Source organism: Nocardia sp. NPDC050718 (assembly GCF_040654235.1).
GTDB lineage: Bacteria > Actinomycetota > Actinomycetes > Mycobacteriales > Mycobacteriaceae > Nocardia.
The window spans coordinates 974,714-1,000,872 of sequence record NZ_JBFAHQ010000003.1; the positions used below are offsets into that span (position 1 = coordinate 974,714).

General features: G+C 70.9%; 24 protein-coding genes and 1 riboswitch. Of the genes, 13 read left to right on the forward strand and 11 right to left on the reverse strand.

What is annotated here, in order from left to right:
• Positions 1-68 precede the first annotated feature (68 nt).
• Positions 69-992: a sucrase ferredoxin gene (locus tag AB0H54_RS18785; protein WP_357346574.1), complete on the forward strand. Its 924-nt coding sequence runs from the start codon at positions 69-71 to the stop codon at positions 990-992.
• Here the strand turns inward: AB0H54_RS18785 and AB0H54_RS18790 are convergent.
• The gene (locus AB0H54_RS18790) at positions 972-2,192 is read right to left on the reverse strand and encodes a cytochrome P450 (RefSeq protein WP_357346575.1); all 1,221 of its coding nucleotides are present in this window, start codon (positions 2,190-2,192) and stop codon (positions 972-974) included. The two genes, AB0H54_RS18785 and AB0H54_RS18790, sit on opposite strands and share 21 nt — an antisense overlap.
• 82 nt (positions 2,193-2,274) lie before the next feature.
• Positions 2,275-3,246 carry an SDR family NAD(P)-dependent oxidoreductase gene (locus AB0H54_RS18795; protein ID WP_357346576.1) on the reverse strand — a complete coding sequence of 324 codons (972 nt, stop codon included), beginning with the start codon at positions 3,244-3,246 and terminating at the stop codon, positions 2,275-2,277.
• Between the two features lie 132 nt (positions 3,247-3,378).
• Here AB0H54_RS18795 and AB0H54_RS18800 point away from each other — a divergent pair, with 132 nt between their 5' ends.
• The 5 genes from AB0H54_RS18800 (at position 3,379) to AB0H54_RS18820 (ending at position 9,647) form a co-directional block, all read left to right on the forward strand.
• Complete coding sequence (locus tag AB0H54_RS18800; RefSeq protein ID WP_357346577.1) at positions 3,379-3,834, forward strand: hypothetical protein; 456 nt, start codon at positions 3,379-3,381, stop codon at positions 3,832-3,834.
• Positions 3,835-3,895: 61 nt separating this feature from the next.
• Positions 3,896-7,381 (forward strand): error-prone DNA polymerase, encoded by a 3,486-nt coding sequence (locus AB0H54_RS18805; RefSeq protein WP_357346578.1) that lies wholly within the window; start codon positions 3,896-3,898, stop codon positions 7,379-7,381.
• Between the two features lie 78 nt (positions 7,382-7,459).
• Positions 7,460-8,452 (forward strand): M48 family metalloprotease, encoded by a 993-nt coding sequence (locus AB0H54_RS18810; RefSeq protein ID WP_357346579.1) that lies wholly within the window; start codon positions 7,460-7,462, stop codon positions 8,450-8,452.
• Between the two features lie 54 nt (positions 8,453-8,506).
• The gene (locus AB0H54_RS18815) at positions 8,507-9,460 is read left to right on the forward strand and encodes a DUF4349 domain-containing protein (RefSeq protein ID WP_357346580.1); all 954 of its coding nucleotides are present in this window, start codon (positions 8,507-8,509) and stop codon (positions 9,458-9,460) included.
• A complete protein-coding gene (locus AB0H54_RS18820; RefSeq protein ID WP_355271528.1) occupies positions 9,420-9,647 on the forward strand; it encodes a DUF167 domain-containing protein in 228 nt (75 codons plus the stop codon). Before AB0H54_RS18815 ends, AB0H54_RS18820 begins: the two co-directional genes overlap by 41 nt.
• A gap of 3 nt (positions 9,648-9,650) precedes the next feature.
• Here the strand turns inward: AB0H54_RS18820 and AB0H54_RS18825 are convergent, their stop codons facing one another.
• The 3 genes from AB0H54_RS18825 to AB0H54_RS18835 are packed head-to-tail and all read right to left on the reverse strand — an operon-like array spanning position 9,651 to position 10,784.
• The gene (locus tag AB0H54_RS18825; RefSeq protein WP_357346581.1) at positions 9,651-10,058 is read right to left on the reverse strand and encodes a type II toxin-antitoxin system VapC family toxin; all 408 of its coding nucleotides are present in this window, start codon (positions 10,056-10,058) and stop codon (positions 9,651-9,653) included.
• Positions 10,048-10,287: an antitoxin gene (locus AB0H54_RS18830; protein ID WP_189030755.1), complete on the reverse strand. Its 240-nt coding sequence runs from the start codon at positions 10,285-10,287 to the stop codon at positions 10,048-10,050. Before AB0H54_RS18830 ends, AB0H54_RS18825 begins: the two co-directional genes overlap by 11 nt.
• A gap of 32 nt (positions 10,288-10,319) precedes the next feature.
• Complete coding sequence (locus AB0H54_RS18835; protein ID WP_355271530.1) at positions 10,320-10,784, reverse strand: tRNA (cytidine(34)-2'-O)-methyltransferase; 465 nt, start codon at positions 10,782-10,784, stop codon at positions 10,320-10,322.
• Positions 10,785-10,964: 180 nt separating this feature from the next.
• Here AB0H54_RS18835 and AB0H54_RS18840 point away from each other — a divergent pair, with 180 nt between their 5' ends.
• Positions 10,965-11,210, forward strand: coding sequence for a DUF3017 domain-containing protein (locus AB0H54_RS18840; RefSeq protein WP_232017306.1), 246 nt, complete (start codon positions 10,965-10,967; stop codon positions 11,208-11,210).
• Here the strand turns inward: AB0H54_RS18840 and AB0H54_RS18845 are convergent.
• Entirely contained in the window at positions 11,203-11,844 is a 642-nt protein-coding gene (locus AB0H54_RS18845) for a nitroreductase family protein (RefSeq protein ID WP_357346582.1), read from the reverse strand. The two genes, AB0H54_RS18840 and AB0H54_RS18845, sit on opposite strands and share 8 nt — an antisense overlap.
• A 69-nt stretch (positions 11,845-11,913) precedes the next feature.
• Here AB0H54_RS18845 and AB0H54_RS18850 point away from each other — a divergent pair, with 69 nt between their 5' ends.
• Positions 11,914-12,291, forward strand: a complete 378-nt coding sequence (locus AB0H54_RS18850; RefSeq protein ID WP_357346583.1) for a helix-turn-helix domain-containing protein — start codon at positions 11,914-11,916, stop codon at positions 12,289-12,291.
• A gap of 17 nt (positions 12,292-12,308) precedes the next feature.
• Here the strand turns inward: AB0H54_RS18850 and AB0H54_RS18855 are convergent, their stop codons facing one another.
• The gene (locus AB0H54_RS18855) at positions 12,309-13,265 is read right to left on the reverse strand and encodes an oxygenase MpaB family protein (protein WP_357346584.1); all 957 of its coding nucleotides are present in this window, start codon (positions 13,263-13,265) and stop codon (positions 12,309-12,311) included.
• Positions 13,266-13,417: 152 nt separating this feature from the next.
• Here AB0H54_RS18855 and AB0H54_RS18860 point away from each other — a divergent pair, with 152 nt between their 5' ends.
• The gene (locus tag AB0H54_RS18860) at positions 13,418-14,062 is read left to right on the forward strand and encodes a helix-turn-helix domain-containing protein (protein WP_357346585.1); all 645 of its coding nucleotides are present in this window, start codon (positions 13,418-13,420) and stop codon (positions 14,060-14,062) included.
• 13 nt (positions 14,063-14,075) lie between these two features.
• On the opposite strand, the gene AB0H54_RS18865 is transcribed toward AB0H54_RS18860, so the two are convergent.
• From AB0H54_RS18865 to AB0H54_RS18875, 3 genes are all read right to left on the reverse strand, one after another.
• Positions 14,076-15,224: a homoserine O-acetyltransferase gene (locus tag AB0H54_RS18865; protein ID WP_357346586.1), complete on the reverse strand. Its 1,149-nt coding sequence runs from the start codon at positions 15,222-15,224 to the stop codon at positions 14,076-14,078.
• The gene (locus AB0H54_RS18870; protein WP_357346587.1) at positions 15,221-16,537 is read right to left on the reverse strand and encodes a bifunctional o-acetylhomoserine/o-acetylserine sulfhydrylase; all 1,317 of its coding nucleotides are present in this window, start codon (positions 16,535-16,537) and stop codon (positions 15,221-15,223) included. The genes AB0H54_RS18865 and AB0H54_RS18870 overlap by 4 nt, the downstream gene beginning before the upstream one ends.
• An 80-nt stretch (positions 16,538-16,617) precedes the next feature.
• Positions 16,618-16,728: riboswitch (SAM riboswitch) on the reverse strand.
• Between the two features lie 63 nt (positions 16,729-16,791).
• On the reverse strand, positions 16,792-17,532 hold the full coding sequence (locus tag AB0H54_RS18875) for a TetR family transcriptional regulator (RefSeq protein ID WP_355271542.1): 741 nt from the start codon (positions 17,530-17,532) through the stop codon (positions 16,792-16,794).
• A gap of 135 nt (positions 17,533-17,667) precedes the next feature.
• On the opposite strand from AB0H54_RS18875, the gene AB0H54_RS18880 reads away from it, so the two are divergent.
• The 3 genes from AB0H54_RS18880 to AB0H54_RS18890 all read left to right on the forward strand — a co-directional run bounded on the left by AB0H54_RS18880 (position 17,668) and on the right by AB0H54_RS18890 (position 23,835).
• The gene (locus tag AB0H54_RS18880; protein WP_357346588.1) at positions 17,668-19,161 is read left to right on the forward strand and encodes an MFS transporter; all 1,494 of its coding nucleotides are present in this window, start codon (positions 17,668-17,670) and stop codon (positions 19,159-19,161) included.
• A 120-nt stretch (positions 19,162-19,281) separates the two neighbouring features.
• The gene (locus tag AB0H54_RS18885; RefSeq protein WP_357346589.1) at positions 19,282-19,956 is read left to right on the forward strand and encodes a hypothetical protein; all 675 of its coding nucleotides are present in this window, start codon (positions 19,282-19,284) and stop codon (positions 19,954-19,956) included.
• Between the two features lie 69 nt (positions 19,957-20,025).
• The gene (locus tag AB0H54_RS18890; RefSeq protein WP_357346590.1) at positions 20,026-23,835 is read left to right on the forward strand and encodes a BTAD domain-containing putative transcriptional regulator; all 3,810 of its coding nucleotides are present in this window, start codon (positions 20,026-20,028) and stop codon (positions 23,833-23,835) included.
• A gap of 50 nt (positions 23,836-23,885) precedes the next feature.
• On the opposite strand, the gene AB0H54_RS18895 is transcribed toward AB0H54_RS18890, so the two are convergent.
• Positions 23,886-24,536, reverse strand: coding sequence for a hemerythrin domain-containing protein (locus AB0H54_RS18895; RefSeq protein WP_357346591.1), 651 nt, complete (start codon positions 24,534-24,536; stop codon positions 23,886-23,888).
• Positions 24,537-24,781: 245 nt separating this feature from the next.
• Between AB0H54_RS18895 and AB0H54_RS18900 the strand changes: the two genes are divergently transcribed.
• Positions 24,782-25,999 carry an NADP-dependent isocitrate dehydrogenase gene (locus tag AB0H54_RS18900; protein WP_218717647.1) on the forward strand — a complete coding sequence of 406 codons (1,218 nt, stop codon included), beginning with the start codon at positions 24,782-24,784 and terminating at the stop codon, positions 25,997-25,999.
• The last annotated feature ends 160 nt before the right edge of the window (positions 26,000-26,159 follow it).

Here is a 26,159-nt window from a genome sequence, read left to right on the forward strand (position 1 = left end):
GGGGCGGTTCTACAGTGAAACGACGCCTGTTCCGGATCGGCCGGACGTCGGTCGCGGAAGGAGCCGTCATGAACCCGTTCGAGAGCATGTCGTGCTCGGTCGCCGCGACGGACCTGTCCCTGCTCGGCACCGCGGCGCACGTCACCGGCTGGCTGTGCGTCGAGCATCCCGGCGCCTGGGGCCACGACGTGATCGGCGACGAGGTGCTCGGCCCGGAGATCACCGCCGAACTGGCCGCGCGCACCACCGCGGCGAAGGTCCGGCCCACCCTCATCCGCCGCCCCGGCCGCAACGAGTTCACCGGCACCCGCACGGTGCTGCTGGTCAGCTCGCGGCCCGAGGGTTCCTGGTGCGAGCGGTTCGAGATCACCGACCTGCGTCAGCTCTTCGACATCGACCTGCACCTGGTCGACGGCCCGCCGCCGGGAATCGGTGTGCGCGTGGACGATCCGCTGGTCCTGGTCTGCGCGCACGGCAAACGCGACCAGTGCTGCGCCCGGCTCGGCCGCCCGATCGCCGCCACCATGGCCGCCGCCCATCCCGGCCGCGTCTGGGAGGCCTCGCACACCGGCGGTCACCGCTTCGCCCCCGCCGTCGTCCTGCTCCCGTCCGGCCTCACCTACGGCCGGGTCGACACCGCCGCCGCCGAGGCCGCGCTCGCCGCCGCCGACACCGGCGCCGTCTCCCACACCGGATTGCGCGGCCGCAGCTGCTACGACCCGATCGGTCAGCTCGCCGAAGTCGCCGTCCGCGAACAGTTCCCGGCGCTGCCCGCCGACGCGCTCGTCGTCGAGCCCGCGCCGAGCCACACCGACGACCCCACCCTCGCGGGCGCCGCCGTCGTCACCCACCGCGACGGCCGCCGCTGGCGGGTCACCGCCCGCACGGTTCCCGCCCCGCCCCGGCAGGCCAGCTGCGGCGGCGCGCCGAAACCGGCCACCTACCTGGAAACCGTGGCGGTGGAAGAACTGTCAGTGCAGGCGCACCGGTAGCTCGGTCAGCCCGCGGATGAGCGTGCTCGTCTGATAGCGCGGATCGTGCGCGCCGGGGGCCAGGGTCAGCCCGGGGAAGCGGGCCAGCAGCGTGGTGAAGGCGATCTCGGCCTCCAGGCGGGCCAGCGGCGCGCCGACGCAGAAATGGATGCCGTGGCCGAAGGCCAGGTGGCCCGCGGCCGCGCCGTCGACCCGCAATTCGTCGGGGTCGGGGAAACGCAGCGGGTCCCGATTGGCACCGACGAGGGCGACATGGACGAACTCCCCCGCGGGAATCTCGATGTCGCCCACCGTGATCGGCTCGGCCGTCACCCGCTCGGTCGACATGTTCACCGGGCCGTCGAACCGCAGGAACTCCTCGATCGCCGCGGGCACACCGGCCGGATCGGCGAGCAGCGCCCGCCACTGCGCGGGCGCCCGCAGCAGCGCGAGGGTGCCGTTGCCGATCAGGTTGACCGTGGTCTCGTGCCCGGCGACGAGCAGCAGGAACGCCATCGCCACCAGTTCCTGGTCGGTGAGCCGGTCGCCGTCGTCGTCGGCCAGGACCAGCCGGGAGAGCAGGTCGTCGGCGGGCCGCTCCTGCTTGGCGCGCACCAGTTCCGAGAGATAGGTGTGCATCGCGATCGCGGCGGCGGCGCCGTCCTGGGTGAGCCGGTGCACGCCGACGAGCAGCCGGGTCCAGGCCTGGAAGCGGTCGCGGTCGGCGAACGGCACCCCGAGCAGCTCGCAGATCACCGCCACCGGCAGCGGATTGGCGAAGGCGGCCATCAGGTCCACCTCGTCCGCGTCGGCGAACCCGTCGAGCAGCGCGTCGGTGATCTCCTGGACGCGCGGTCGCAGCACCGCCACCTGCCGGGTGGTGAAGGCCTTGTTCACCAGCTTGCGCAGCCGGGTGTGGCCGGGCTCGTCGGTGTTGAGCATGTGATCCGAGAGCACCAGGGCCCGGCTGTCGACCAGCGTGCCCGTCCGGCTCGCCATGGTCGCGGCGAGTTCCGCGATGCCCTTGTGCAGCCGCGAGTCCGCCAGCAGCCCCCGCCCGATCGCGTAGTCGACCACCACCCAGCGCACGATGTTGTCCGGGAACCGGACCCGATGCGCGATTCCCCGCTCGCGCCAGCGCCGATAGTAGGAATGCGGATCGTCGTAGAAATCGCTGCCGATGGTCTCGACCGTCGTAGGGCCCGAGTGATTCGCCGCCATGATCCCAGGCTACGCCGCCCGCGCCGCCGCGAAACCGAACGCGTGATCGAATCCTATTGATACACAGTAATTTTGGCGCGACTCACCAGTGTGTACCGGGTACCCACCGCGCGGCGCGTCGGAGGGCGCTGCCGGTGGCCTTGCGCGCGGGCGACTTCGGTTTCGGCGCGGGATCGGGCGCCGTCGGCTCGTCGGCCGGTGCGGCGGTCTCGACCGATTCGCCCTTGGCGGCGGGGGAGTCGGGCAGCGCGCGGTAGTAGCGGTGCAGGATGCGGTCGCGGAGCCTGGGGGTGAGCAGGGCGCCGTATTCGGCGAAGGTACCGAGCGGGACATCGATGCGCTTGGGGCGCTCGGTGAGAGCCCGCACGATCGTGGCGGCGGCCCACTCCGGTGATTCGGAAGGGCCCTGGTCGCCGCTCGGGGCGATCATCGGGGTGCGCACCAGCGGCATGTGGATGGTGGTGAAAGTGACGCCGTCGGCCAGGGTTTCGACGGCGGCGACCTCGGTGAACTTGTCCAGCGCGGCCTTGCTGGCGAGGTAGGCGGAGAAGCGCGGGGTGGCGACCTGCACACCGGCGCTGGAGATGTTGACGATGTGGCCGAAGCCGCGTTCGCGCATCTGGGGCAGCAGGGCCAGGGTCATCCGCAGCGCGCCGAAGTAGTTGACCGCCATGGTGCGTTCGAAGTCGTGCATGCGGTCGGTGGAGCGGTGGATGGCGCGCCGGATGGAGCGGCCCGCGTTGTTCACCAGCATGTCGACGTGGCCGTGCTGATCGAGGATCGCCTCGACGGTCGACTCGACGGACTCGGCGTCGGTGACATCGCACTGATAGCCGTGGGCCCGGCCGCCCGCGTCGACGATCTCGGCGACCACGGCGCCCAGTTCGTCACCGCGGCGGGCGAGGAGGAAGACGACGGCGCCCTTGTCGGCGACCGCCAGCGCGGCGGCCCGCCCGATCCCGGACGATGCGCCCGTGATCACGACATGACTGCCGGCCAGATCGCGCCGCCGCCGACCGCGACGACCCTGCGCACCGGGAGAAACCTGTGACATCACTGCTCCTTTGCAGCTCGTTCCCTCGAACTTACTCCAAAGTAAGTTCTGGGACCAGGTCTGTCGAAAAACTCGAAAATATGTTCGAACGCCTCTCGCCAATGTTCGAACGTATGTGCGATACTTGGCCGCATGGCGGACGATCGGATGGCGGATATCTATGCCGCGGTGCGGCTCGGCGGTGGCGACCCGGATGCGGCGCGCGCGGCGCTGACCAGGCTCTGGGACGAGGTAGGGGAAGGCGGCGACCCGTTGCATCGCTGCGTGATCGCACATCACCTGGCGGATGTGCAGGAGTTGCCGGAGGGTGCGCTGCTCTGGGATCAGCGGGCGCTGGCCGCGGTGTTCGGGCCGGGCATCCCGCTGGACGAGGGGCTGCGCGGGTTCCTGCCCTCGCTGTATCTGAACCTGGCCGACAGTCACCGCCGCGTCGGCGACTTCGACATGGCGCGGATGCAGCTGGCCATCGCGCGCGGGCACCTGGACGTGCTCGCCAACGATGCCTACGGCGCGGTGATCCGGTCGGGTCTCGGTCATGTGGAGGCCGCGCTGGAGTCCAGGTCGATGGAGCGTTTGCCCACGAGTTGAGGGGTCGGGCAACCGCGATCGACAGGGGAGGTGACGCGGGGGTCGGGAGAGGAGTGGGCTGGTGGGCTGGAGCAACGGACCGCCGACCTGGTCGGAACTGGAGCGGGTGCTCTCGGGCAAGCCGTCCCGCCGTCCCGCCGAGGAGATGCATCCCGGCGACGGCGGTGACAGCCCGGCCTGGTCGCGCAAACGCGGTGCGTACGAAGCGCACCCGGTCGACCGGCCCGCCACGCCGACGGTGCCCTTCGCCGAGCTGCACGCCCACTCCGCCTACAGCTTCCTCGACGGCGCGAGTCAGCCGGAGGAACTGGTGGAGGAGGCGGTGCGGTTGGGGCTGGAGGCCCTCGCGCTCACCGATCACAACGGGTTCTACGGGACCGTCCGGTTCGCCGAGGCGGCCAGAGAATGGGGAATGCCAACGGTTTTCGGTGCCGAACTGTCACTGGGAACCGATGCGGAGGCGGCGCCTGGCCGAGGGGATGCGGTCAGGCGCCGTTCTGTTCCCCGGGGTGGTCTCCGGTCGATCGGCGACCCGGGGGGCGCGGCGGGTGGACACGAGAACGCCCCGGACACCCTGCCGCGCACGGGAACTCCCGACCCGCACGGGCCGCATCTGCTGGTGCTGGCGCGCGGGCAGGAGGGCTATCGCACACTGTCGCGACAGATGTCGGCGGCGCACATGGCGGCGGGGGAGAAGGGCGTCCTGCGCTACGACCTCGACACGCTCACCGCGGCCGCGGCCGGGCACTGGCACATCCTGACCGGGTGCCGGAAGGGGCAGCTGCGCCTCGCCGTGGCAGAGGATCTCCACGCGGGCGATACCGCGCTCCCGAAAGCCGAAGCGGCCCTGCGGGAACTGATCGAGCGCTTCGGCGCCGACCGGGTGAGCGTCGAGCTCACCCATCACGGCATCGCCACCGACGACGAGCGCAACGACTACCTGGTCGCGCTGGCCGATCGCGTCGGGCTGCCGGTCCTGGCGTCCACCGGCGCGCATTTCGCCGCGCCCGCCCAGCGCCGCCGGGCCATGGCGCTGGCCGCGATCCGGGCCAGGAGCAGTCTCGACGCGATGGCGGGCTGGCTCCCGTCCACCGGCGGCGCGCATCTGCGGTCCGGCGCGGAGATGGCCGCGCTGTTCGCCGAGCACCCGCACGCGGTGACCAACGCGGTGGAACTGGCCCGCGAGTGCGCCTTCGACCTGCGCCTGATCGCCCCGAAGCTGCCGCCGTTCGACGTCCCCGCCGGGCACGACGAGGACTCCTGGCTGCGCGAGCTGAGCTATCGCGGCGCGGCGCGGCGCTACGGTCCACCGGAGCGGAATCCGAAGGCGTACGCGCAGATCGAGCACGAGCTCGCGGTGATCCAGAAGATGACCTTCCCCGGGTACTTCCTGGTGGTGCACGACATCGTCGCCTTCTGCAAGAAGAACGACATCCTGTGCCAGGGCCGGGGCTCGGCCGCCAACTCCGCGGTCTGCTACGCCATCGGCATCACCAATGTCGATCCGGTGCGCAACAATCTGCTGTTCGAACGCTTCCTGTCCACCGAGCGCGACGGGCCGCCCGATATCGACGTCGACATCGAATCCGATCGGCGCGAGGAGGCCATCCAGCACGTCTACGCCAAGTACGGCCGCGACTACGCCGCCCAGGTGGCGAACGTCATCACCTATCGCGGCAAGTCCTCGGTGCGCGATGCCGCACGGGCGCTCGGGTTCTCGCCGGGGCAGCAGGACGCCTGGAGCAAGCAGGTGAGCCGCTGGTCGGGGGTGTCGGCGGAGCAGGGCACCGATATCCCGGCGCCGGTACTCGAACTCGCGGGCGAACTCGACGGCCTGCCACGGCATCTGGGCATCCACTCCGGCGGCATGGTGATCTGCGATCGGCCGATCGCCGACGTCTGCCCGGTGGAGTGGGCACGGATGGCGGGGCGCAGCGTGCTGCAGTGGGACAAGGACGATTGCGCCGCCGTCGGCCTGGTGAAGTTCGACCTGCTCGGTCTCGGCATGCTCTCGGCGCTGCACTACATGATCGACCTGGTGCGCGAGCACAAGGGCGAGACGGTCGAACTGCACGCGCTCGATCTCGCCGAACCGGCCGTCTACGAGATGTTGCAGCGCGCCGACTCGATCGGGGTGTTCCAGGTGGAGTCGCGCGCGCAGATGGCGACGCTGCCCCGGCTGAAGCCGCGCACCTTCTACGACCTGGTGGTGGAGGTGGCGCTGATCCGGCCCGGCCCCATCCAGGGTGGGTCGGTGCACCCGTACATCCGCAGGCGGAACGGGCTGGAGGAGCCCCGCTGCGATCATCCGGCGCTGGAGAATTCGCTCGCCCGCACGCTCGGGGTGCCGCTGTTCCAGGAACAGCTGATGCAGATGGCCATCGACGTGGCCGGTTTCACCCCCGCCGAAGCCGATCAGCTGCGCCGCGCCATGGGCTCCAAGCGCTCGCCGGAGAAGATGGAACGGCTCAAGGACCGCCTCTACCAGGGCATGCGCGACCTGCACGGCATCACCGGCGCGGTCGCCGACCGGATCTACGAGAAGCTCTACGCCTTCGCCAATTTCGGCTTCCCGGAGAGTCATTCGCAGAGCTTCGCCTCGATCGTGTTCTATTCGTCCTGGTTCAAGCTGCACCACCCGGCGGCATTCTGTGCCGGACTGCTGCGCGCCCAGCCGATGGGCTTCTACTCCCCGCAGTCACTGGTCGCCGACGCCCGGCGCCACGGTGTGCGGGTGCACGGGCCCGACATCAACGCCAGCCTGGCCGAGGCCACCCTGGAGAACGCGGGCACCGAGATCCGGCTCGGGCTGGCCGGGGTCCGGCACATCGGTGCCGATCTCGCCGATCGCATCGTCGCCGAGCGTGGCGCTTCGGGTCCGTACGGCTCGATGCTCGAGCTCACCGGGCGGGTGGAACTGACTGTCGCGCAGGCGGAATCGCTGGCCACCGCGGGTGCGCTGGACACTCTGGTCGACCCGGTGTCCGGCGAGCACGCGGATGCGCCGCCGGTTCCCGACCGCGGCAGCAGTGTGCGCCGGGCCGCGCTGTGGGCCGCCGGTGCCGCGGCGGGGGAGCGTCCGCACCTGCTGCCCGGCACCGGCCCGGCGACCGTCGCTCCGTCCCTGCCCGGCATGAGCGCACTCGAGCTCGCCGCCGCCGACGTGTGGGCCAGCGGCATCTCGCCCGGCAGCTATCCCACCGAATTCCTGCGCGCGCACCTGAACTCGCTCGGCGTCGTCCCGGCGTGCGATCTGCTGCTGGTCGAGGACGGCACCCGCATCCTGGTCGCGGGCGCGGTCACCCATCGTCAGCGTCCCGCCACCGCGGCGGGCGTCACCTTCCTCAATCTGGAAGACGAGACCGGCATGGTCAATGTCGTCTGCTCGGTCGGCCTCTGGGCCCGCTACCGCCGCCTGGCCCAGAACGCCACCGCCCTGCTGATCCGTGGCCGCGTCCAGAACGCGGAGGGCGCGGCCAGTGTCCTCGCCGACCACCTCGAACACCTCGACCTCACGATCGCCGCCCGCTCCCGCGACTTCCGTTGATCAGCAGCCGAATCGATGCCGGACATCCGGGAGTCGCTGCGGTATCAAGGAAGTGAGGCCATCGAGCGTGGGGGCCACATGTCGAACTCCGAACCGAACAGCCTGTCGGTGACATACCGGCAGGGCTACCGCTGGGCCGTGGCGGAGCTGCTCGCCTCGCTGCCGTCGCTGGTGCTCAGCGGCTGGCTGCTGGTGGGAACCGCCGCGCTGCTGGCGAACTGGGCCGCGGTGCTGGTCCTCGGACTGTGGCTGGGGTCGGGTCCGCTGGTGCTGTGGTGGCGCCGGCTCGTGCTGGCGGCGATGGCGCAGTGGTCGGCGCAGCACCTGCCGGACGAACACGACCGGGTGCGTCGCGCGTGGGTGAACGTCACCGCCACCGCGGGTCTGCCCGTCGACACCGCCAGGGTGTGGGTGATGAATTCCGGTGCGGTGAACGGTGCCCTGCACTCCGGCGGGCAGTTGTCCGTCACCCGGCAGGCCGTCGACACGTTCACCCAGCACCAGCTCGAAGCGCTGCTCGCCCATGAACTCGGGCACCGGCTCCAGGGCACCGCGACCTGGCGGTACGTGATCTGGTGGTACCGAAGGCCGTTCGAATGGCTGGTCCGTGCCCTCTTCGCGCCCGCCGACCTGCTCATGGGACGGGCGCTTCCGCGCCTGACGGTCACCTCGGACCGGGTGATCGCGTCCCTGCGCTGGTCGTACCTGGGCCTGGTCACCGCGACCACGCTGCTCGCCGCCCCCGCCGTGCTGGCCTACGGCTGCGCGGCCTGCCTGGTCTTCGTGGCCTTCGCCCTGCTCCTCGGCCCCTGGACCGCCGCCATCGCCCTGAGCGTCGCCGCCCTCCAACTGCTGATCCGCCCCCGGCTGTGGCAGCGCGGCGAATATCTCGCCGACCGCGTCGTCGCCGACCTCGGCTACCTCGCCGAGTTCCGCGCCGTCCTGCACACCCTGCACCACCACCCGAACAACCCCACCCGCTCCGGCGCGGTCCCCACCCTCCTCTCCACCCACCCCCACCTCGACGCCCGCCTCGCCGAACTCGACCGCTACACCACCCGCCCCCGCTGACCTAGAGATTCGCGGGTGCGCCCGCTCGGGCGGTCGGCGGATTACGCTGCGATCATGCGCAAGCTTGCCGTGGTGATGATCGGGGTGCTCGGGCTGGTGTTCCTGGCCGGGTGCGGGGACGACGTGGGGAGCGGGGGCCCGGCCGATCAGGCGTCCTCGCCGACGGTTTCGGGGCCCGCCGCGGCGGTGGCGCCGGGGTTTCGGGAGGGGGCGCCGGCGAAAGAGAGTCCGGCGCCGCCGGATTCGGACCGGAAAGAGGTGATCACCGGGTCGGTCGACGTGACCTCGGGTGATCCGATCGGGGCGGCGGCGGAGGTCACCGAGCAGGTGCGGGTGCTCGGCGGGCGGATCGACAGCCGCACCGAACAGCCGGGGACCGACGACCGCACGCCGCGCGCCGTGCTCAGTGTGCGGGTGCCCGCGGACAAGACCGACGCCTTCATCACCGGACTCGACGGGGTCGGCACCGTCACCAGGGTGAGCACCAATCGCGACGACGTCACCATGCAGTGGCAGGACCTCGATGCCCGCATCAGCGCCCTGCGCGCCTCCGTCGACCGGTTGCGCGCGCTCATGGCAGGCGCGACCAACACCGCCGACCTGATCGCCGCCGAGGAGGCGCTGGCGAGCAGGCAGGGTGAACTCGACAGCCTCACCGCGCAGAAGCGCTCCCTCGACGACCAGGTCGCGCTGTCCACGCTCACCATCACCTTCACCGCCGACGACAAGGACGCCCCCGGCGACCCGGACAACTTCTGGGACGGCATCGTCGCCGGCTGGAACTCGCTGATCGACTGGCTCCAGGACGCGATCGTCTTCCTGGGCAAGGCCCTGCCGTGGCTCGGCTTCCTCGCCGTCCTCGGCGGCGCGATCTGGCTGGTGCTGCGGACCGCCCTGCGCCGTCGCCGCCCCGCCGCGAAGGCCCCTGCGGCCGCGCCCGCCGCCGGACCGAAGGAGGAACCGACCGATGCCGACCGTCCGGGCGACGATCAAACCGAACAGCCGTAAAGGCCCACTGGTCGAAGTCGCCGACGACGGCACCCTCACTCTCTACGTCCGCGCCCCGGCCGTCGAGGGCAAGGCCAACAAGGCCGCCATCGAACTCCTCGCCGACCACTTCGGCGTCGCCAAATCGGCGGTGCGGTTGACCGGCGGCGCCACCTCCCGCTTCAAACGCTTCGACGTCGACGGCTGACGCTCAGTCGATCACTTCGACCCGGCACGGCAACCCGGGTGCCTTGCTCAGCCGCGCGTCGCTGGTGAGCAGCGGCACATCGAGTCGTGCCGCCAGCGCGGCATAGAGGCCGTCGTAGAACGTGATCGTGTGGCGGAGCAGCCACGCCTGCTCGCTGAGCCAGCCCTGGTGGGCATACCGCCGATCGACCATCGTCGCCAGCATGCGCAGGCCGATCGTGGCGGTGTCGGGGTCGATCAGGCCCTTGCGCTCATGGCGGCGCAGCACATTGCCGACCTCCGCGTCGATGAGATGCGGCGCGTGGCAGGTGCTGGTCTCGATCAACCGCCCGACGGCGATCCCGACGGCGTCCTTGCGCAGCAGCGCTGTCGAGGCGGCCGAGGCGTCGAGCACGTACTCGTCACTCGCCACGGGCGTCGTCCAAAGCGCTCAGGATCGACTCGCGGTCGGCGCCCGCGCTCGAATCGCGCTCCAGCGCTTCGCGAATGGCCGCCATCGCCTCTGTCTTCGAGCGGCGACGAGCGGCGGCGATCAACTCTCGTCGCATGTACGCCTGCAACGACATGCCCTCGGCTTCGGCGCGTCGGCGGAACACCTCGGCGTCCTCGTCGGGAATGTCCCTGACCTGGATGGTAGCCATAGCGCTATTTTAGCGCTGAAACAGCGCCGCAGCTACACTGCGCCGGGGAAGTCGAGTTGGCGCCAGGCCTCGTAGACCGCGACGGCGGCGGCGTTGGACAGGTTCATCGAGCGGCGGCCGGGCAGCATCGGGATGCGGATCTGGTCGGTGATGTGGGGGTCGGCGAGGACCTCGGCGGGGAGGCCGGTGGGTTCGGTGCCGAACAGCAGGGCGTCGTTGTCGCGGTAGGCGACATCGGTGAAGCGGGTGGTGGCCTGGGTGGTGAAGGCGAAGACCCGGCCGGGTTCGATGGTCGTCAGCGCTGTCGTCAGGTCGGGATGCACCGTCACCACCGCGAGGTCGTGATAGTCCAGCCCGGCCCGGCGCAGTTTGGCCTCCGAGAGGTCGAAGCCGAGCGGCTCGATCAGATGCAGCGCGCAACCGGTTCCCGCGGCCAGCCGGATCGCGTTGCCGGTGTTGGGCGGGATCACGGGGTTGTGAAAGATCAGGTGCAGCACAGCGCATCACTCTGTCATGCCGGGCGCGCGGGCTCGGCTCGCCCCACCGATCGGGCGCGGGGCGCCCGCCCGGCGAGCGCGTCTGGAACAATCGTGGCCGTGAACAAGGCGGAGACGACCGGGAAGCATCGGGTCGTGCGGTTGAGCGCGGGGGAGCAGTACCTGCGCAGTCACCTGCCGATGACCGTAGTGAGTGCGCTGATCCTGGTCGCGGTCGTGTTCGTCGCCTGGGATCGGTGGCGGCGCGGGGCGATCATCTTCGGCAGCGCGGCCCTGGTGGCCGCCGCCTTCCGGCTGTGCCTGCCGACGGTGCAGGTCGGCCTGCTCGCCGTCCGCAGCCGACCGTTCGACGTGGCCACCCTGACCGCTCTGGGCAGCGCCATCGTCTTCCTCGCCGCCACCATCAACACCCTCGGCGTCAGCTGAGATAGCGCTCGGTGAACACCGCGCGCTCCCGCGGCCTGCGGCCGGGGTGCGGCGGGGTGCCCGTGCCGTAGCCGACGGCGACCAGCACCGCGATCGCGGGCTCGGCGTCGGCGTCGATCCCGATCGCCTGCTTCACCAGTGCTTCGTCCCAGCCGTTCATCGGCGCGGAATCGAGCCCGAGCCCGGTCGCGGCGAGCATCACGTAGGTGGCGGCGATCATCGCGTTCTTCACGGCGTTCTCCCGCAGCAGGCCGCGCTCGCGCATCGAGTGGTAGTCGGCGCGCGAGTCGAACTTCGCCAGGAACTGCTCGTTCCACGCTCCGTTCCGCGTCGCCTGCTCGACGATGTCGGCATTGGTCCCGGTCCAGGCCCCCGGATCGGCGACGAAGACCAGCACCGCGGGCGCCTCCAGCGGCTGCGGCTGACCGAACGCCGCCTCCGACAGCGCCGTGCGCCCCGCCTCGCTGGTGACGACGACGATCGAGCGGTCCTGCATGTTCCAGGCGCTCGGCGCCTGCACCGCCAGGTCGAGCAGTTCGTCGAGCAGCGCGGGGTCGAGCGGATCGGGCCGGTAGTGGCGGACGGTGCGGCGGGTGCGGATGGCTTCGGTGACCGAAAGTGTCTGTGTGCTCATGATTCCTACTATCGGAGAGTCGCTCTCCGTTGGGAAGTAGGCACCTTTTTGTGCGTTAGACTCGGCGAGGTGCGCACGATTCACGAGGCCACCGGCCTGCCCGCCGACGTCTACTCGGCCAAATGCCCGACCCGCGAGGTCCTCGACCACATCGCGGGCAAGTGGACGGTGCTGATCGTCGACGCCCTCGCCGACGGCACCCTGCGCTACACCGACCTGCGCAGGCGCATCGACGGCATCTCGCAGAAGATGCTCACCCAGACCCTGCGTCAGCTCGAGCACGACGGATTCGTCGCGCGCACGGTGTATCCCACGGTGCCGCCGCGGGTCGAGTACACCCTCACCGAACTCGGGCACAGCCTGCGAGAACCGATCGCGGCGCTGCGGGAGTGGGTCGAGACGAATATCAACCGGATCGAGCGGGCCCGGCGCGCGACGGCCGGCTGAGGCGCCGGGCCTGTCGGTCAGGCGGACTCGGTGATGCGGTGTTCCCACAGGCTGCGGGTGCCGGTGCTGCCGTAGCGCTCGCGGGCGTCGGCGGGGCTGATCGTCGCCGGGGTGCGCGGCGTGCCTGCGGCGGTGTGGGCCGCCAGGATCTGCCCGGTCATCTTCGCGACGAACGGGCTGGCCAGGATCAGTCCGCGATTGCCACGGAGCGCGGTGGCCCACACGAGGGCTTTCCAGGGCAGCCGGGCCGACGCGTCGACGATGCCGGGCAGGTCGAACCGGCCGAGCTTGCGCATCCAGGCGGGCAGCGTCGAGATCGTCGCCAGTGACAGCACCCGGCCGCCGACGGCGAACGTCATGCCCTTGTCCGCCGACGGCCACAGCAGGAAGTGCATGGCCCGCACGGCCCGTTCGCTGACGCACAACTGCGGTCGGACCCGCGCGAAGTAGGCGCGCACCTCGTCGCGATCGCGCGGCACATCCTCGGGTTTGCAGGTCTGGAGTTCGGCGGCGATCACGCACTCGGCCCAGTACCGGTCTTCCTCGGCGGGGCTCAGCGGGCCGGGGCCGAACATCTCGTAGGCCTTGAGGACCGAATGCCAGCCGGTGACATGGATCCACAGCTGCGAGTCGGGGTTGTTGGCGCTGTAGCGCTTGCCGCTGATCGGTTCGATGCCCGTCATCGGCGCGTGCACCTTCATCAGGTGCTCGGCGGCCTGGATGGCGGTGCGGCCGTCGCCGAGCGCGACCAGCAGGAAGTAGGACAGCGTGTGGTCCAGGCGGGTGGCGGGATTGTCGTAGATCCCGTGCGAATCGGCCACCGCGGCGGTGAGGAACGGATCGAAGTGCTCGAGCGTCACCGCGCGCTGGAAGCCGATCAGCGCGGTCGGCGCCGCCCACACCTTCCAGGTGGGGGAATCCGGCCCGAAGAAGCCGTAGTCGTCGCGTCGCAGAGTCGACGGATCGAATGCCATTGCACCTGCTCCTTTGCAGTTGCCGAGGACGTCCCTCGCACATGAATACAACACCACCGTAGCAATCACGCGAAGTGAATACAACGGTTGCGTAGGATTGATGCCGGGAGCCCGCAGGCGGGGTATCGTCCAGACGACGACAGGAGGAGCGCGTGACCGCGACGCAGGAACAACGACCGCGGCGCCGCTATGCCCCGCGCCTGCCACCGCACGAGCGCCGGGCGCAACTCCTCGACGCCGCGTTCACCGTGCTCGGGCGGATGGAACTGCACGAGCTGAGCATGGAGGCCGTCGCGCAGGAGGCGGGCGTCGGCAAGCCGGTGCTCTACACCGTGTTCAAGACCCGCGCCGAGCTCGTCGAGGCGCTGCTGGAACGGGAGCGGGAACGCGGCCTGGAACAGATCGCCGACACCCTGCCCGCGGACCTGCTCGACACCGAGCCGCTCGCCGCCGCCTCGGCGACGGTGGAGGCGTTCGTCGGTGTGGCACTGGCGAATCCGACCCGCTGGCGGCTGATCCTGGCGACTCCGGCGAGCGCGCCGGACGAATACCGCGACGCGCTGCGCACGGCCAGGGCCGACATTCTCGCCCGCGCGGAATCCCTGGTCCGCGTCGGCATCGCGATGTCGCCGCGCTGGTCGTCGATGGACGCGGGACTGCTCGCGAACTCGACTCTCACCGTCGCCGAGATGCTCGGCAGGCTCGCGGTCAGCGAGCCCGAGGAGTATCCGCGCGAACGGCTCCAGGACTACGTGCGATCGATCATGTCCCTGCTGGCCGGGACGACGCGGGACTGAGAAAGCCCGGGCGTCAGCGGTTCTCGCGGGCCAGCCGCATGGTTTCGGTGAGCAGCTTGGACACCGCGGCGGCCTCGGTGAGGAAGCCGTCGTGCCCGTCGCGCGAGTGCACGATCTCGAGCCCGGCGCAGCCCGGCAGCCCCTCGGCCAGCTCGGCCTGGGTGTGCAGCGGGTAGAGCCGATCGGAATCGACACCGCCCACCACGACCGGCACCGTCGTCGCGGCCAGCGCCGCGGCGACCCCGCCGCGGCCGCGGCCGATGTCGTGGCGGTTCATGGCCTCGCTGAGCAGCACATAGGTGGCCGGATCGAAGCGCTGACACAGCTTCTCGGCCTGGTGCTCGAGGTAGCTCTGCACCGCGTAGCGCCCGCCCGTCCACGGATCCTCGTCGCCCTGGGGACGGTTGGTGAAGCGGTGGTCGAGCTCGCCCTCGGTGCGGTAGGTCAGGTGCGCGATGCGCCGGGCCAGGCCCATGCCGGTCATCGGCGCGCGGCCGGTGCCGTGGTAGTCGCCGTCCTGCCAGTCGGGGTCGGCCTTGATGACGGCCATCTGGGTGGTCTGGGTGCCGATCTGGTCGGCGGTGGCACGGGCGCCGACGGCCAGCACCAGCGCGGCCGCGGCCCGACCCGGCTGCCCGATGATCCACTCCAGCACCCGCATGCCGCCCATCGACCCGCCGACGACGGCGGCCAGCCGCTCGATCCCGAACAGATCGAGCAGCTGCGCCTCGGCGGTGACCTGGTCACGGATGGTCAGGTCGGGAAAGCGGGAACCCCACGGCGCGCCGTCGGGCGCGAGCGAGGACGGTCCGGTGCTGCCCTTGCAGCCGCCGAGCACGTTCGTCGCGATCACACACCACTCGTCGGTGTCGATCGGCGCGCCGGGGCCGACCATGCCCTCCCACCAGCCGGGCTGGGCGTTGTCGGCGCTGGCGATGACGTGCGAGTCGCCGGTGAGGGCGTGCTCGACGAGCACCACGTTGTCGAGCGTGGGCGAGAGCTCACCCCAGCGCTGCACCGCCAGCCGCACATCGGGGACGACGGCGCCGTTCTCCAGCGCCACATCCCCGATGGCGACCACGCCGAGTCGCCCGTCCGGCGGTGGCAGCAGGGCCACCCCGGTTGCGGGACGGGCGATCGGCGATTCGGTGCTCACAGTCACGTGTTCGCCGCCGCGAAACCGGCGCGCAGATCCGCCAGGATGTCGTCGATTCCCTCGATGCCCACGGCGAGCCGGACCAGCCCCGGAGTGACGCCGGAAGCCAGCTGCTCCTCGGGCGTCAGCTGCGAGTGCGTGGTGGACGCCGGGTGAATCACGAGAGAACGCACATCACCGATGTTAGCGACATGGCTGTGGAGGCTGAGCGCGTCCACGAACTTCTTGCCCGCGTCGACACCGCCGCGCAGCTCGAACGCGACGATCGCGCCCGCGCCCTTGGGTGCCAGCTGCTTGGCCCGCGCGTGCCACGGCGAGGTCTCCAGACCCGCGTAGTGGACGGCCTCGACGCCCGGCTGCTCGGCGACGAACTTCGCCACGGCCTCGGCGTTGGCCACGTGCCGCTCGACCCGCAGGCTCAGCGTCTCGATGCCCTGGGCGATGAGGAACGCGTTGAACGGCGACACCGCCGCGCCCAGGTCGCGCAGCAACTGCACGCGGGCCTTGAGCGCGAACGCGGGCGCGCCCAGGTCGGCGAAGACCGCGCCGTGGTAGCTGGGGTCGGGCTCGGTGAAACCGGGGAAGCGGGCGTTGCCGTCGGCGTCGCGCACGGTCCAGTCGAAGGTGCCGCCGTCGACGATCACGCCGGCCACCGCTGCGCCGTGGCCGCCCAGGTACTTGGTCGCCGAGTGCACGACGATGTCGGCGCCGTGGGCCAGCGGCTGGATCAGGTACGGGGTCGCGACGGTGTTGTCGACGATCAGTGGGATGCCCGCCTTGTGCGCGATCTCGGCGATGCCGGGGATGTCGAACACGGCGCTGCTCGGGTTGGCGATGGTCTCGCCGTAGAACGCCTTGGTGTTGGACCGGATGGCGGCCTGCCACTGCGCCAGGTCGTCGGGATCCTCGACGAAGGAGACCTCGATGCCGAGCTTGGGCAGCGAGTAGTGGAACAGGTTGTACGTGCCGCCGTAGAGGTGCGGGCTGGACACGATGTGGTCGCCCGCGTTGGCCAGGTTCAGGATCGCGAAGGTCTCGGCGGCCTGGCCCGAGGCCAGCAGCAGCGCCGCGACGCCACCCTCGAGCGCGGCCACGCGCTGCTCGACCGCGTCCTGGGTGGGGTTCATGATCCGGGTGTAGATGTTGCCCGGCTCGGCGAGCCCGAACAGCGCGGCGGCGTGATCGGTGTCGCGGAAGGTGTAGGAGGTGGTCTGGTAGATCGGCAGCGCCCGCGCGTTGGTGGCCGCGTCGGGGGCCTGGCCCGCGTGGATCTGCTTGGTCTCGAAGGACCAGTTCTCGGGCAGGGCAGAGTCGGTCATGAAAAGCTCCAGGGTTGTTCGCCGGGGTATCGCGTCAGATGGGTTGGATCGACGGACAACAACACATGGGGGCCTCCTGCGATGCGCGCTTGCTCCCGGCCTTCGGGAGCCCGGTCATCACCCGGAGCACCCCACCGCAGCTGGAGGGTTGCCGACCAGCGAGCCGGGGCTTGGCGCTGGTACTCATGACCTTGCCGTCATGTTAACCGGCCGTTGCGTCCGCGCGGAAACTTCCCCCGGTTTCGTCGCCTGGATCACTCCGCCGCCGGTGTGCCGAGCCCTGGCGTGTCGGCCTCGGGACGGGCGCCGCAGATGCGGCGGAGCTCGTGGTAGGCGCGCAGGATGGCGGCCTTGGTGACCTGCGCGGCGGCCTCCGGCGTCGCGCTCAGCAGCCCGTCCTCGACCGCGGCGATCGAGAGGTGACACAGCATCTGCCAGGTGCCCGCCACCAGCCGGACCGAGAAGTCGTCGGGCGTGGTGGACATCCGCTCGGCCAGCTGGGCGCAGACCGCGACGTTCTTCTTCTCGGCGTATTCGAGGGCGCGCGCGTTCACGGCCTGGCTGGACCGCATGATCCGCTGCATCTGCAGGAACTGGCGCAGGAACCGCACGCCGTCGGCGTCGGCCTCGGAATCGACGACCTGCAGGTAGGCGCCGCACAGCGCGCCGAGTTCGTCGCCGGTGCGCGGCTGCTCGCCCAGCGCCTCGGCCACGGTGAGCCCGAAATCGTCGATCGGGGCGAGCACGATGTCTTCCTTCATCGGGAAGTACCGGTTGACCGTGCGCGGGGAGACGTCGGCGCCCGCGGCGATCTGCTCGACCGTCGTGGCGTCGAATCCCTGCGCGTCGCACAGGCTCAGCCCGATCTCGACGATCGCGGCCCTGGTCTGGCGCTTCTTGCGCTCGCGCAGGCCGGTCGGGGCGTGGCGGGCCGCGAGCGGGCCTGCCGGTTCGGTCATCCGGTCGCCGGTGATCGGAGTGGTCGAGTCCAGCATCTCTCCAGCCTACCTTCCCGTCCGTTTCGTCTGTCTTTTCACGACAAATGGCGCAGTCAGACATTTTACTCTTGACGCCAATTGTCCCACGGTGCCAGGATTGAGCGCGAGCCTTCGAGTGACTAGGAGTCCGTGGTGACCGGCATCGAAACAGCAGCGAAACAGACTGATCCGCAATCGAATTCGAGACGCTGGTGGGCACTGGCCGTGCTCGCCTCCGCGCAGCTGATGGTGATCCTCGACGCCACCGTCGTGACGATCGCGCTCCCGTTCGCCCAGAAAGACCTCGGCATCAGCGAGGGCGACAAACAGTGGGCGCTCACCGCCTACACGCTGATCTTCGGCGGCCTGCTGCTGCTCGGCGGCCGGATGGCCGACTACCTCGGGCGCAGGCGGATCTTCCTGATCGGCCTGGTCGGGTTCGCCGCCGCGTCGGCCCTGGCCGGACTCGCCCAGGACGGGTTGCAGCTGTTCCTCGGCCGCGGTCTGCAGGGCGCGTTCGCCGCGCTGCTCGCGCCCTCGGCGCTGTCGCTGCTGTCGGTGACGTTCACCGACGTGAAGGAGCGGGCCCGCGCGTTCGCGGTGTTCGCGGGCATCTCGGCAGGCGGGGTCGCGTTCGGGCTGATCGTGGGCGGTGCGCTCACCGAGTACGTGTCGTGGCGCTGGACGCTGCTGATGAACACCCCGGTCGCGATCGTCGCGCTGCTCGGCGCGCTGGCGGTCATCGTGCGCGATGTGCCAGCGCCGCGCCTCGGCGGCTACGACCTGCCCGGCGCCGTCACGGTGACGCTCGGGCTGGTGTCGATCGTCTACGGATTCAGCCGGGCCGCCGAGGACGGCTGGCTCGCCGGCAGCACGCTCGGCCTGCTCGGGGTGGGCTTCGCGCTGCTGATCGCCTTCGTCGTGATCGAGGCGCGGTCGTCGAATCCGCTACTGCCGCTGCGGATTCCGGGGGAGGTCAACCGGGGTGGCGCGCTGCTGGCCGCGCTGCTCATCCCGATCGCCATGTTCGCGATGTTCCTGTTCCTGAGCTTCTACTACCAGAACACGCTCGGCTACTCGCCGCTGAAGGCGGGCGTCGCGTTCCTGCCGTTCCCGGTGGGTATCGCGGTCTCGGCAGGCGTCACCAGCGCGCTGATGCCCAAGCTCGGCCCGCGTCCGCTGATGGTCGTCGGCGCGCTGCTCGGCACCGTCGGCCTGCTGTGGCTGGCCCAGCTCGGTTACGGCGACGGCTACGCGCTGAGCGTGCTGCCCGCGCAGCTGCTGATCGCGCTCGGCATGGGCCCGCTGTTCGTCGGCATGCAGGCCGTCGCGCTGCATCAGGTCGACGCCGAGGACTCCGGGGTGGCCAGCGCCCTGCTCAATGCCGCCCAGCAGGTCGGCGGCGCGGTCGGCACGGCGCTGCTGACGACGCTGTCGGTGCAGGCCGCGAAGAACTACGCGACCGACAATCCGACCGTCGACCACCTCGTCGAGCGTGCCTCGATCTACAGCTACGACGTCGCGTTCTACGTCGGCGCCGGCTTCTTCCTCGTCGCCGCAGTGGTGATCGCGGTGATGATCAGGGACAAGCCGGAGAACCTGATCGAAGGCGACGAGCACGCCGCCCGGGTGCCGATCGCGGTCTGAGTCCGGCGCACCGAGCCCCGCGGGCCTTTCCGGTCCGCGGGGTTCCGGTGCGTCCACCGGTCGAGGCGATCGCAATTCGTTCGCAAGTGGGCGCCAATCGGTCGTGCGCACGCTCTGTTCATGACTATCGAGACCGCCGCTGAGGCGAACAACACGCATCCGCTCGACCGCGCGTCGAGCCCCGTCCCGCCGGGGAGTCGGGACCGGGGCCGGGCCTCGGTCCTGGCCGTCGGCGCGCTCCTGTGGGCGGTGGGCAACCTGATGCACCCGCTGGAACACGTCGAGTCCGCCGAGCAGGCGCCGACCTGGGCGGCCGCGCATCTCACCTTCGCCGTCGGCGCGGTGCTGATGGCGGTCGGGCTACCCGCGCTGATCCGGGCCATCCGCGGGCCGGGAGACGAGTGGACGAGCAAGATGCTCACGCTCGCGCACGGCTTGCTGTTCGCCGGGCTGGCGGTGGTGATCCCGATCGGGGCCTATCACGAGGTGTTCGTCAGCACCCAGCTCGACCACCACGCCGCCACCGAGATCTCCGACGCCTCGGCCGCGGTGCTCGCGCCGCTGTCGCTGGCGCTGCTGCTGGGGTTCGTCCTGCTCGCGGTGTACGCGCTGATCCGGCCCGCCGCGGTGTTCGGTCGCTGGTCGGGCGTGCTGATCATCCTGGGCACGCTGGCCATGACGGTCGCGGCGATGGTGCCCGGGGTGCTGCCGGGTGCCGAAGGGTGGTGGATCATCCCGGGAACCGTCGCCCAGGGTGTGGCGATCGGCATCGCGGGGGTGCGTATCGCCAGGTAAATTGACCGCATCGAACACGAGGGACCGTACGGCGGCACGCCCGCCGTACGCATCGAAGTACTCGGCCCGTTGCGGGTCGAGGTGGGTGACCGGCCCGCCGATCTGGGTGGACCGCGTCAGCGCGCGCTGCTGGCTCGCCTGGTCCTCGCCGGCGGCGAGGTGGTGTCGACCGATCGCCTGATCGACGACCTGTGGGCGGGCGACCCGCCGCCCAAGGCCCTCGGCGCCCTCCAGGCCCACATCTCCTACCTGCGCCGCGCCATCGAACCCGATCGCCCGCCCCGCGCCCCGGCCACCGTGCTGATCTCCGAGGCCCCCGGTTACGCCCTGCGCCTCGACCGGTCCGCGGTCGACGCGTGGCATTTCGAACGCCTGCTGGCCGACAGCGATCGCGTCGACCCGGCGCGGCGCTACGGGGTGCTCGGTGACGCGCTGTCGTGCTGGCACGGCGAGCCGTACGCCGCCTTCGCCACGGCCCACTGGGTGCTCCCGGAAGCCGCCCGCCTGCACGAACTCCGCCGCGTCGCCGTCGAACGTCGCGCCGAAGCGGCCCTTGCCCTCGGCCACCCCGACGAGGCGCTGGCGCTGCTACATCCCCACGTCACCGACCACCCCGACCGCGAGCACGCCGCCCGCCTCCTGGCGCTCACCCACTACCGCCTCGGCCGCCAGCTCGACGCCCTGGCCACCCTCCGCCGGGTCCGCGACTACCTCGACACCGAATTCGGCGTCCGCCCCGGCCCGGCCCTCGCCGCCCTCGAAACCGCGATCCTCACCCACGCCCCGGACCTGAACCCGCCACCGACCACCGAGCCGCCCCACTCGACCGGCGCGAGGCACCCCGCCGATCCGGAGAAGGCGTCGACCGGCCCTGATCACCCGGACGAGCCGGTGCGGCGATCGGCTGGATCAGCGCAGACCGATCCGGCACGACTTGCGGCGGGCCCGGCGCAGGCCGATGAGGTGCGTCCCTGGGCCGGATCAGCGCAAGCCGATCCGGTGCGACCATCGGCCGGACCAGTCCAGCCCGATCCGGTGCAACCGTCTGCTGGGCGAGCACAGCCCACCGATGGTGGAGATTCGAGGGGCTCGGCGATCAATTCGGCCGAAGCCGTGCGGCCCGCCGACGACGCGGACCCGGTGACGTCGACGAGTGCACTCGCGAAGGCCGGATCGCTCACCGACCACTTCGGGGGACAGCCCCCGCGACTCGTCGGCGACGCCCCGGAGGCATCGGCGACTGTGGGAGCGGGTGCGGCGAAAGCCGCCGGGGTCGGCAGCGGTTCGGATCAGCCGGGCACGCGCGCGCGGTTCGGCGGCGTCGCGGTCGGCTACGACGCCGAACGGGCGGCCTTGCTCGCCGAGGCCGCCGGGGTGGTGGCGCACGGGCGGGCCAGGGTGGTGTGGCTGGAAGGGGAAGCGGGCGCGGGCAAGACCACCCAGGCCGAATCGCTGGCCTGGGCACTCGCCGCCGACGGGTGGACCGTCGTGAGCGCGGCGTGTCCCGAAGTCGACGGCGCGCCCGCCGCCTGGGCTTGGGTACATCTGCTCGATGGGCTCGGCGCGCGGGTGTCGGCAGGTCCGGTGCCGGATGGGCTCGGCGCGCAAGCGGGGCCGTTCGCCATCGCGCAGGCAGTGGCCCTGGCGTGTGGGCAGCGACTTGCCGGCGGGCCTGTGCTGGTGGTTCTCGAAGATGTCCATCGCGCCGACAGCGCGACCTTGCAGATCCTGCGGCAGCTGGTGGCCTGGCTCGCACATCGACCGGTGCTGGTCCTGGTCACCGCTCGTGGGTCCGAGGCGGACGCGGGGGTACGGGCTACGGCCGCGGCGCTGGCGGCCACGACCGGTCGCCGGTTGGAGCTGGGTGGTCTGGATACCGCGGCCGTGCGCGCGGTCGCGGCCCGTGCCGGGTTGGGGTCCATCGATGACGACACCGCCGAGCGGTTGCGCGAGCGCACCGGTGGAAACCCGCTGTTCGTCCGCGAGGTCGCCAAACTCGCTGCGGCGGTAGGCGACCTGCATGCCGTGCCGGATGGCGTGCGCGATGTGCTGAGCCGCCGGATCGCCCGGCTGCCCGCAGGCGCGGCCCGGGCGCTGCGCCTGGCCGCCGTCTGGGGCGACGACATCGACTTCGACACCCTGCTCGAGCTGACCGCCGAGCCGGAGGACACCCTGATCGACCTGGTCGACACCGTCACCGTCGCCGGACTCGTCCGCATCACCGGCACCGACCGGATCACCTTCGCCCACGCCCTGATCCGCGACGCCGTCTACGGCGACATCCCCGCCCTGCGCCGCGCGAGGCTGCACTGGTCGGCCCTGGAACTCCTCGAACGCCGCACCGGCGCGACCCCGGCCGACCTCGAATCCGATACCGGCGCAGTCGACCTCGACGCCATGGCGCACCACGCCATCGCCGGCGCGGGCACCGCGAACGCCACCCGTGCGCTGCGCTACGTCCGCGCCGCCGCCCGCAGGCGCACCGACCGCCGCGCCCACCAGGACGCCGAGCCACTGTGGCGCTCCGCCCTCGAATTGCACACGCGCGCAGGACACGTCGACGCCACGGCGCCGCGCGCGGATCGCCTCGCGGCCCTGTCGACCACCTGCGCGCTGATCAACGCCCTCGCCTACGGCGGCAACGACGAACAGGCCCGCATCCTGCGCGCCGAAGCCCTGGCGACCGCCCGCACCCTCGCGCCCGGCGCCGACGCGCAGCCCGTCACCGCCGACGATGCCCGGATCACCACCGATCCCGTCGTCGCCGTCCTCACCTGCTGGCGCGCCCCCACGATCTGGACCAGCCGGGAACGCGGCGCTCCCGACCGTGGCACGCGGGCCGATCTGGCCGCCGCGCTGACCCGCACGACAGCGCCCGACCTGCGAATCCGGCTGCTCGTCGCCACCGCCTTCGAAGTCGTCGGCTTCGACAACCCGCACGCCTTCGCCTGCTCCGCCGAGGCCCTGCGCGCGGCGCGCGAGCTCGGCGATCCCGAATCGCTGTGCGCCGCACTCAATGCCAGGGCGTTCGTCGCGCTCGGTCCCGATCTGTGGCCGGAACGCGGCGACCTGGCCGACGAACTGCTGCGCGTGTCGACCGAGGCGGGTCTGCCGGAGTACCAGGCGGTCGCGCATTTCGTGCGCTTCCTCGTCGCCTCGGGTGCGGGCAGGCTCGTCGCCGCGCGGGCCGAGATCGCCAAGGCGCTCGACTGCGCCGAGGGCGGCCAGCTCGGCCCGCTGCTGGTCGTCTCCACCGCGCATCTGGCGGTGCTCGCCGCACTGCGCGGCGACTTCGCGACCGCAAGGGCCATCGATGCCGACCTCAGCGCGCAGATGATCGCGGCGGGTCACGCCAACGGCGCCGAGCTGGTCCTGCTGGCCGAGATGATGACCGGCTGGGCGCGCGGCGACCTCGCGCCCGGCCTCGACGGTTACGCCGCGCTGAACGCGGCCGCACCGCACGCGCTCAGGCCCGCGTACATGCTGGCCCTGCTCGACGCGGGAGACACCGAGCGAGCCGCCGCGCTGCTCGGCGAGGGTGCTCCGGTCCCGCGTGACTACTACTGGTGCGCGATGTCGGTGTTCGAGGCCAGGGTGGTCGCCCGGATCGGCACGGTCGAGGCGGCCCGGCGGCTCTATCAGGACCTGCTGCCGAGAGCGGGCACCATCGCGGGCATGGACTCCGGGTCGGTCGCCTTCGGTCCGGTCGACATCGTCCTCGCCGAACTGGCCGACCGGCTGGGCGACCACGCCGCCGCTGTCCGGCACCGCGTCGCGGCCGACGAAGTCCTCGCCGCCGTCGCCGGCGAACTGGCCGCACTCGACAACGCGGGCGCCGCCACGGACCAGGCGGGCAACGGGCCGTCGGCGACCGCGTAGCCACACATCGGCGACCCGCCCACGGCTGCCACCGGCCCTGGCAGCGGCACTCACTCGCCCGCCAGCACCCGCTCGCGCCGCCGGTACCGAACCCCGAAAACTCTCAGCATCACCCGCAACGGCCACCCGCCGTCCCCGGTCACCTCGGCCAGCTCCGCGGGCGTGCAGACCGCCGCCATCCGCGGCACCTCGAAACTCATCACCGCGCCCTTGCGGGCCGCCGCCTCGACCTCGGCCCACTGCGCGGTGGTCAGGTACTCGGTGACGACCGGGAAGACCGTCCGCTCCTCGTCGGCGATGTGCTCGTCGAGCACGGTGTGCAGCCGCGTCAGCCGCTCGGCCAGCGCGGCGGCGGCCCCCGGGCGCCGGGCGACCAGGTCGGCGCAGAGCGTCCTGATCTCGGCCAGCGCCGGGTCGAGCTGGGCGTGGTCGTCGGTGAGCTCCCTGAGCTCGATCGCGTCGCCCGCCGCGGCGGTCAGCGTCGGCCAGAGCACCTCGTCCTCGACGCGATGGTGATGGTGGATGGAGTCGCACAGCAGGTCGAGATAGCCCGCGATCGCGCGGGCACGCCGGGGTGGACACGGTGTCCGGATGGCGGCGAGCTCCCCGGCCAGAACGGCGAACCGGGCGGTATCGGCGAGCATTGCGCGATGGGCCAGGCGCATGCCGAGTAGGTTGGGAGTCGAGCGTATGTCGGTCATCACCCGACAGTGCCCGCGGTCACTTGCGACCCGTTTGCCGTCCGCTGCGCAGGCGGAGTCCCGCACAGCGGGCCCTCCCATCGCGGTGAGGTAGGGGGCAGCAGTACGCTCGTCTTGTTTGCACCACACGTCCCGCAGACAACGCGGGGCATATACGTTGTCTGTTGGAACAGCTGGGGTCCGCTCACAAGCGTGTTCGCCTGGCCGTGCAATGAGGGCACCATCCTAGGAGGACACGAAGATCCATGTCCAAGATCAAGGTTGAAGGTACCGTCGTAGAACTCGACGGCGACGAGATGACCCGGATCATCTGGCAGTTCATCAAGGACAAGCTGATCCACCCGTATCTCGACGTGAACCTCGAGTACTACGACCTCGGCATCGAGTACCGCGACAAGACAGACGACCAGGTCACCGTCGATGCCGCGAACGCCATCAAGAAGTACGGCGTCGGCGTGAAGTGCGCCACCATCACCCCCGACGAAGCGCGGGTGAAGGAGTTCGGCCTCAAGAAGATGTGGCGCTCGCCCAACGGCACCATCCGTAACATTCTGGGTGGCACCATCTTCCGCGCGCCGATCATCATCTCCAACGTGCCCCGCCTGGTGCCCGGCTGGACCAAGCCGATCATCATCGGCCGCCACGCCTTCGGCGACCAGTACCGCGCCACCGACTTCAAGGTCTACGAGGCGGGCACCGTCACGCTGACCTTCACGCCGGAGGACGGCAGCGAGCCGATCGTGCACGAGGTCGTGAAGATGCCCGAGGACGGCGGCGTCGTCATGGGCATGTACAACTTCAAGAAGTCCATCGAGGACTTCGCGCGGGCCTCGTTCAACTACGGCCTGCAGCAGAACTACCCGGTGTACCTCTCGACGAAGAACACCATCCTCAAGGCCTACGACGGCATGTTCAAGGACACCTTCCAGGAAGTCTTCGACGCCGAGTTCAAGGCCGAGTTCGACGCGGCGGGCCTGACCTACGAGCACCGCCTGATCGACGACATGGTCGCCTCCTCCATGAAGTGGGAGGGCGGCTACGTCTGGGCCTGCAAGAACTACGACGGCGACGTGCAGTCCGACACCGTGGCCCAGGGCTTCGGCTCGCTCGGCCTGATGACCTCGGTGCTGCTCACTCCGGACGGCAAGACCTGTGAGGCCGAGGCCGCGCACGGCACCGTCACCCGGCACTACCGCCAGCACCAGCAGGGCAAGCCGACCTCGACCAACCCGATCGCGTCGATCTTCGCCTGGACCCGTGGCCTGGAGCACCGGGGCAAGCTGGACAACACCCCCGAGGTGATCGGCTTCGCGCAGGCGCTCGAGGACGTCGTCATCAAGACCGTCGAAGGCGGCCAGATGACCAAGGACCTGGCGCTGCTCGTCGGCGGCGACCAGGGCTACCTGAGCACCGAGGAATTCCTCGGCGCCCTCGACGTCAACCTGGCCCGCGCGCTGAAGTGAGATAGCCGAGGTTCCGCGCCGAACCGCGGAACCCGCACGGCTGAGAAAGGCGGGGGGCTCCGACCCCCATAGGGGGGCGGTTTGGGCGGGGTGAAAACAAAGGGGGGTTGGGGGGGGGGGGGGGGTTGGGGGTGGTTTTGTTTTGTTCGGGGGTGCGGGG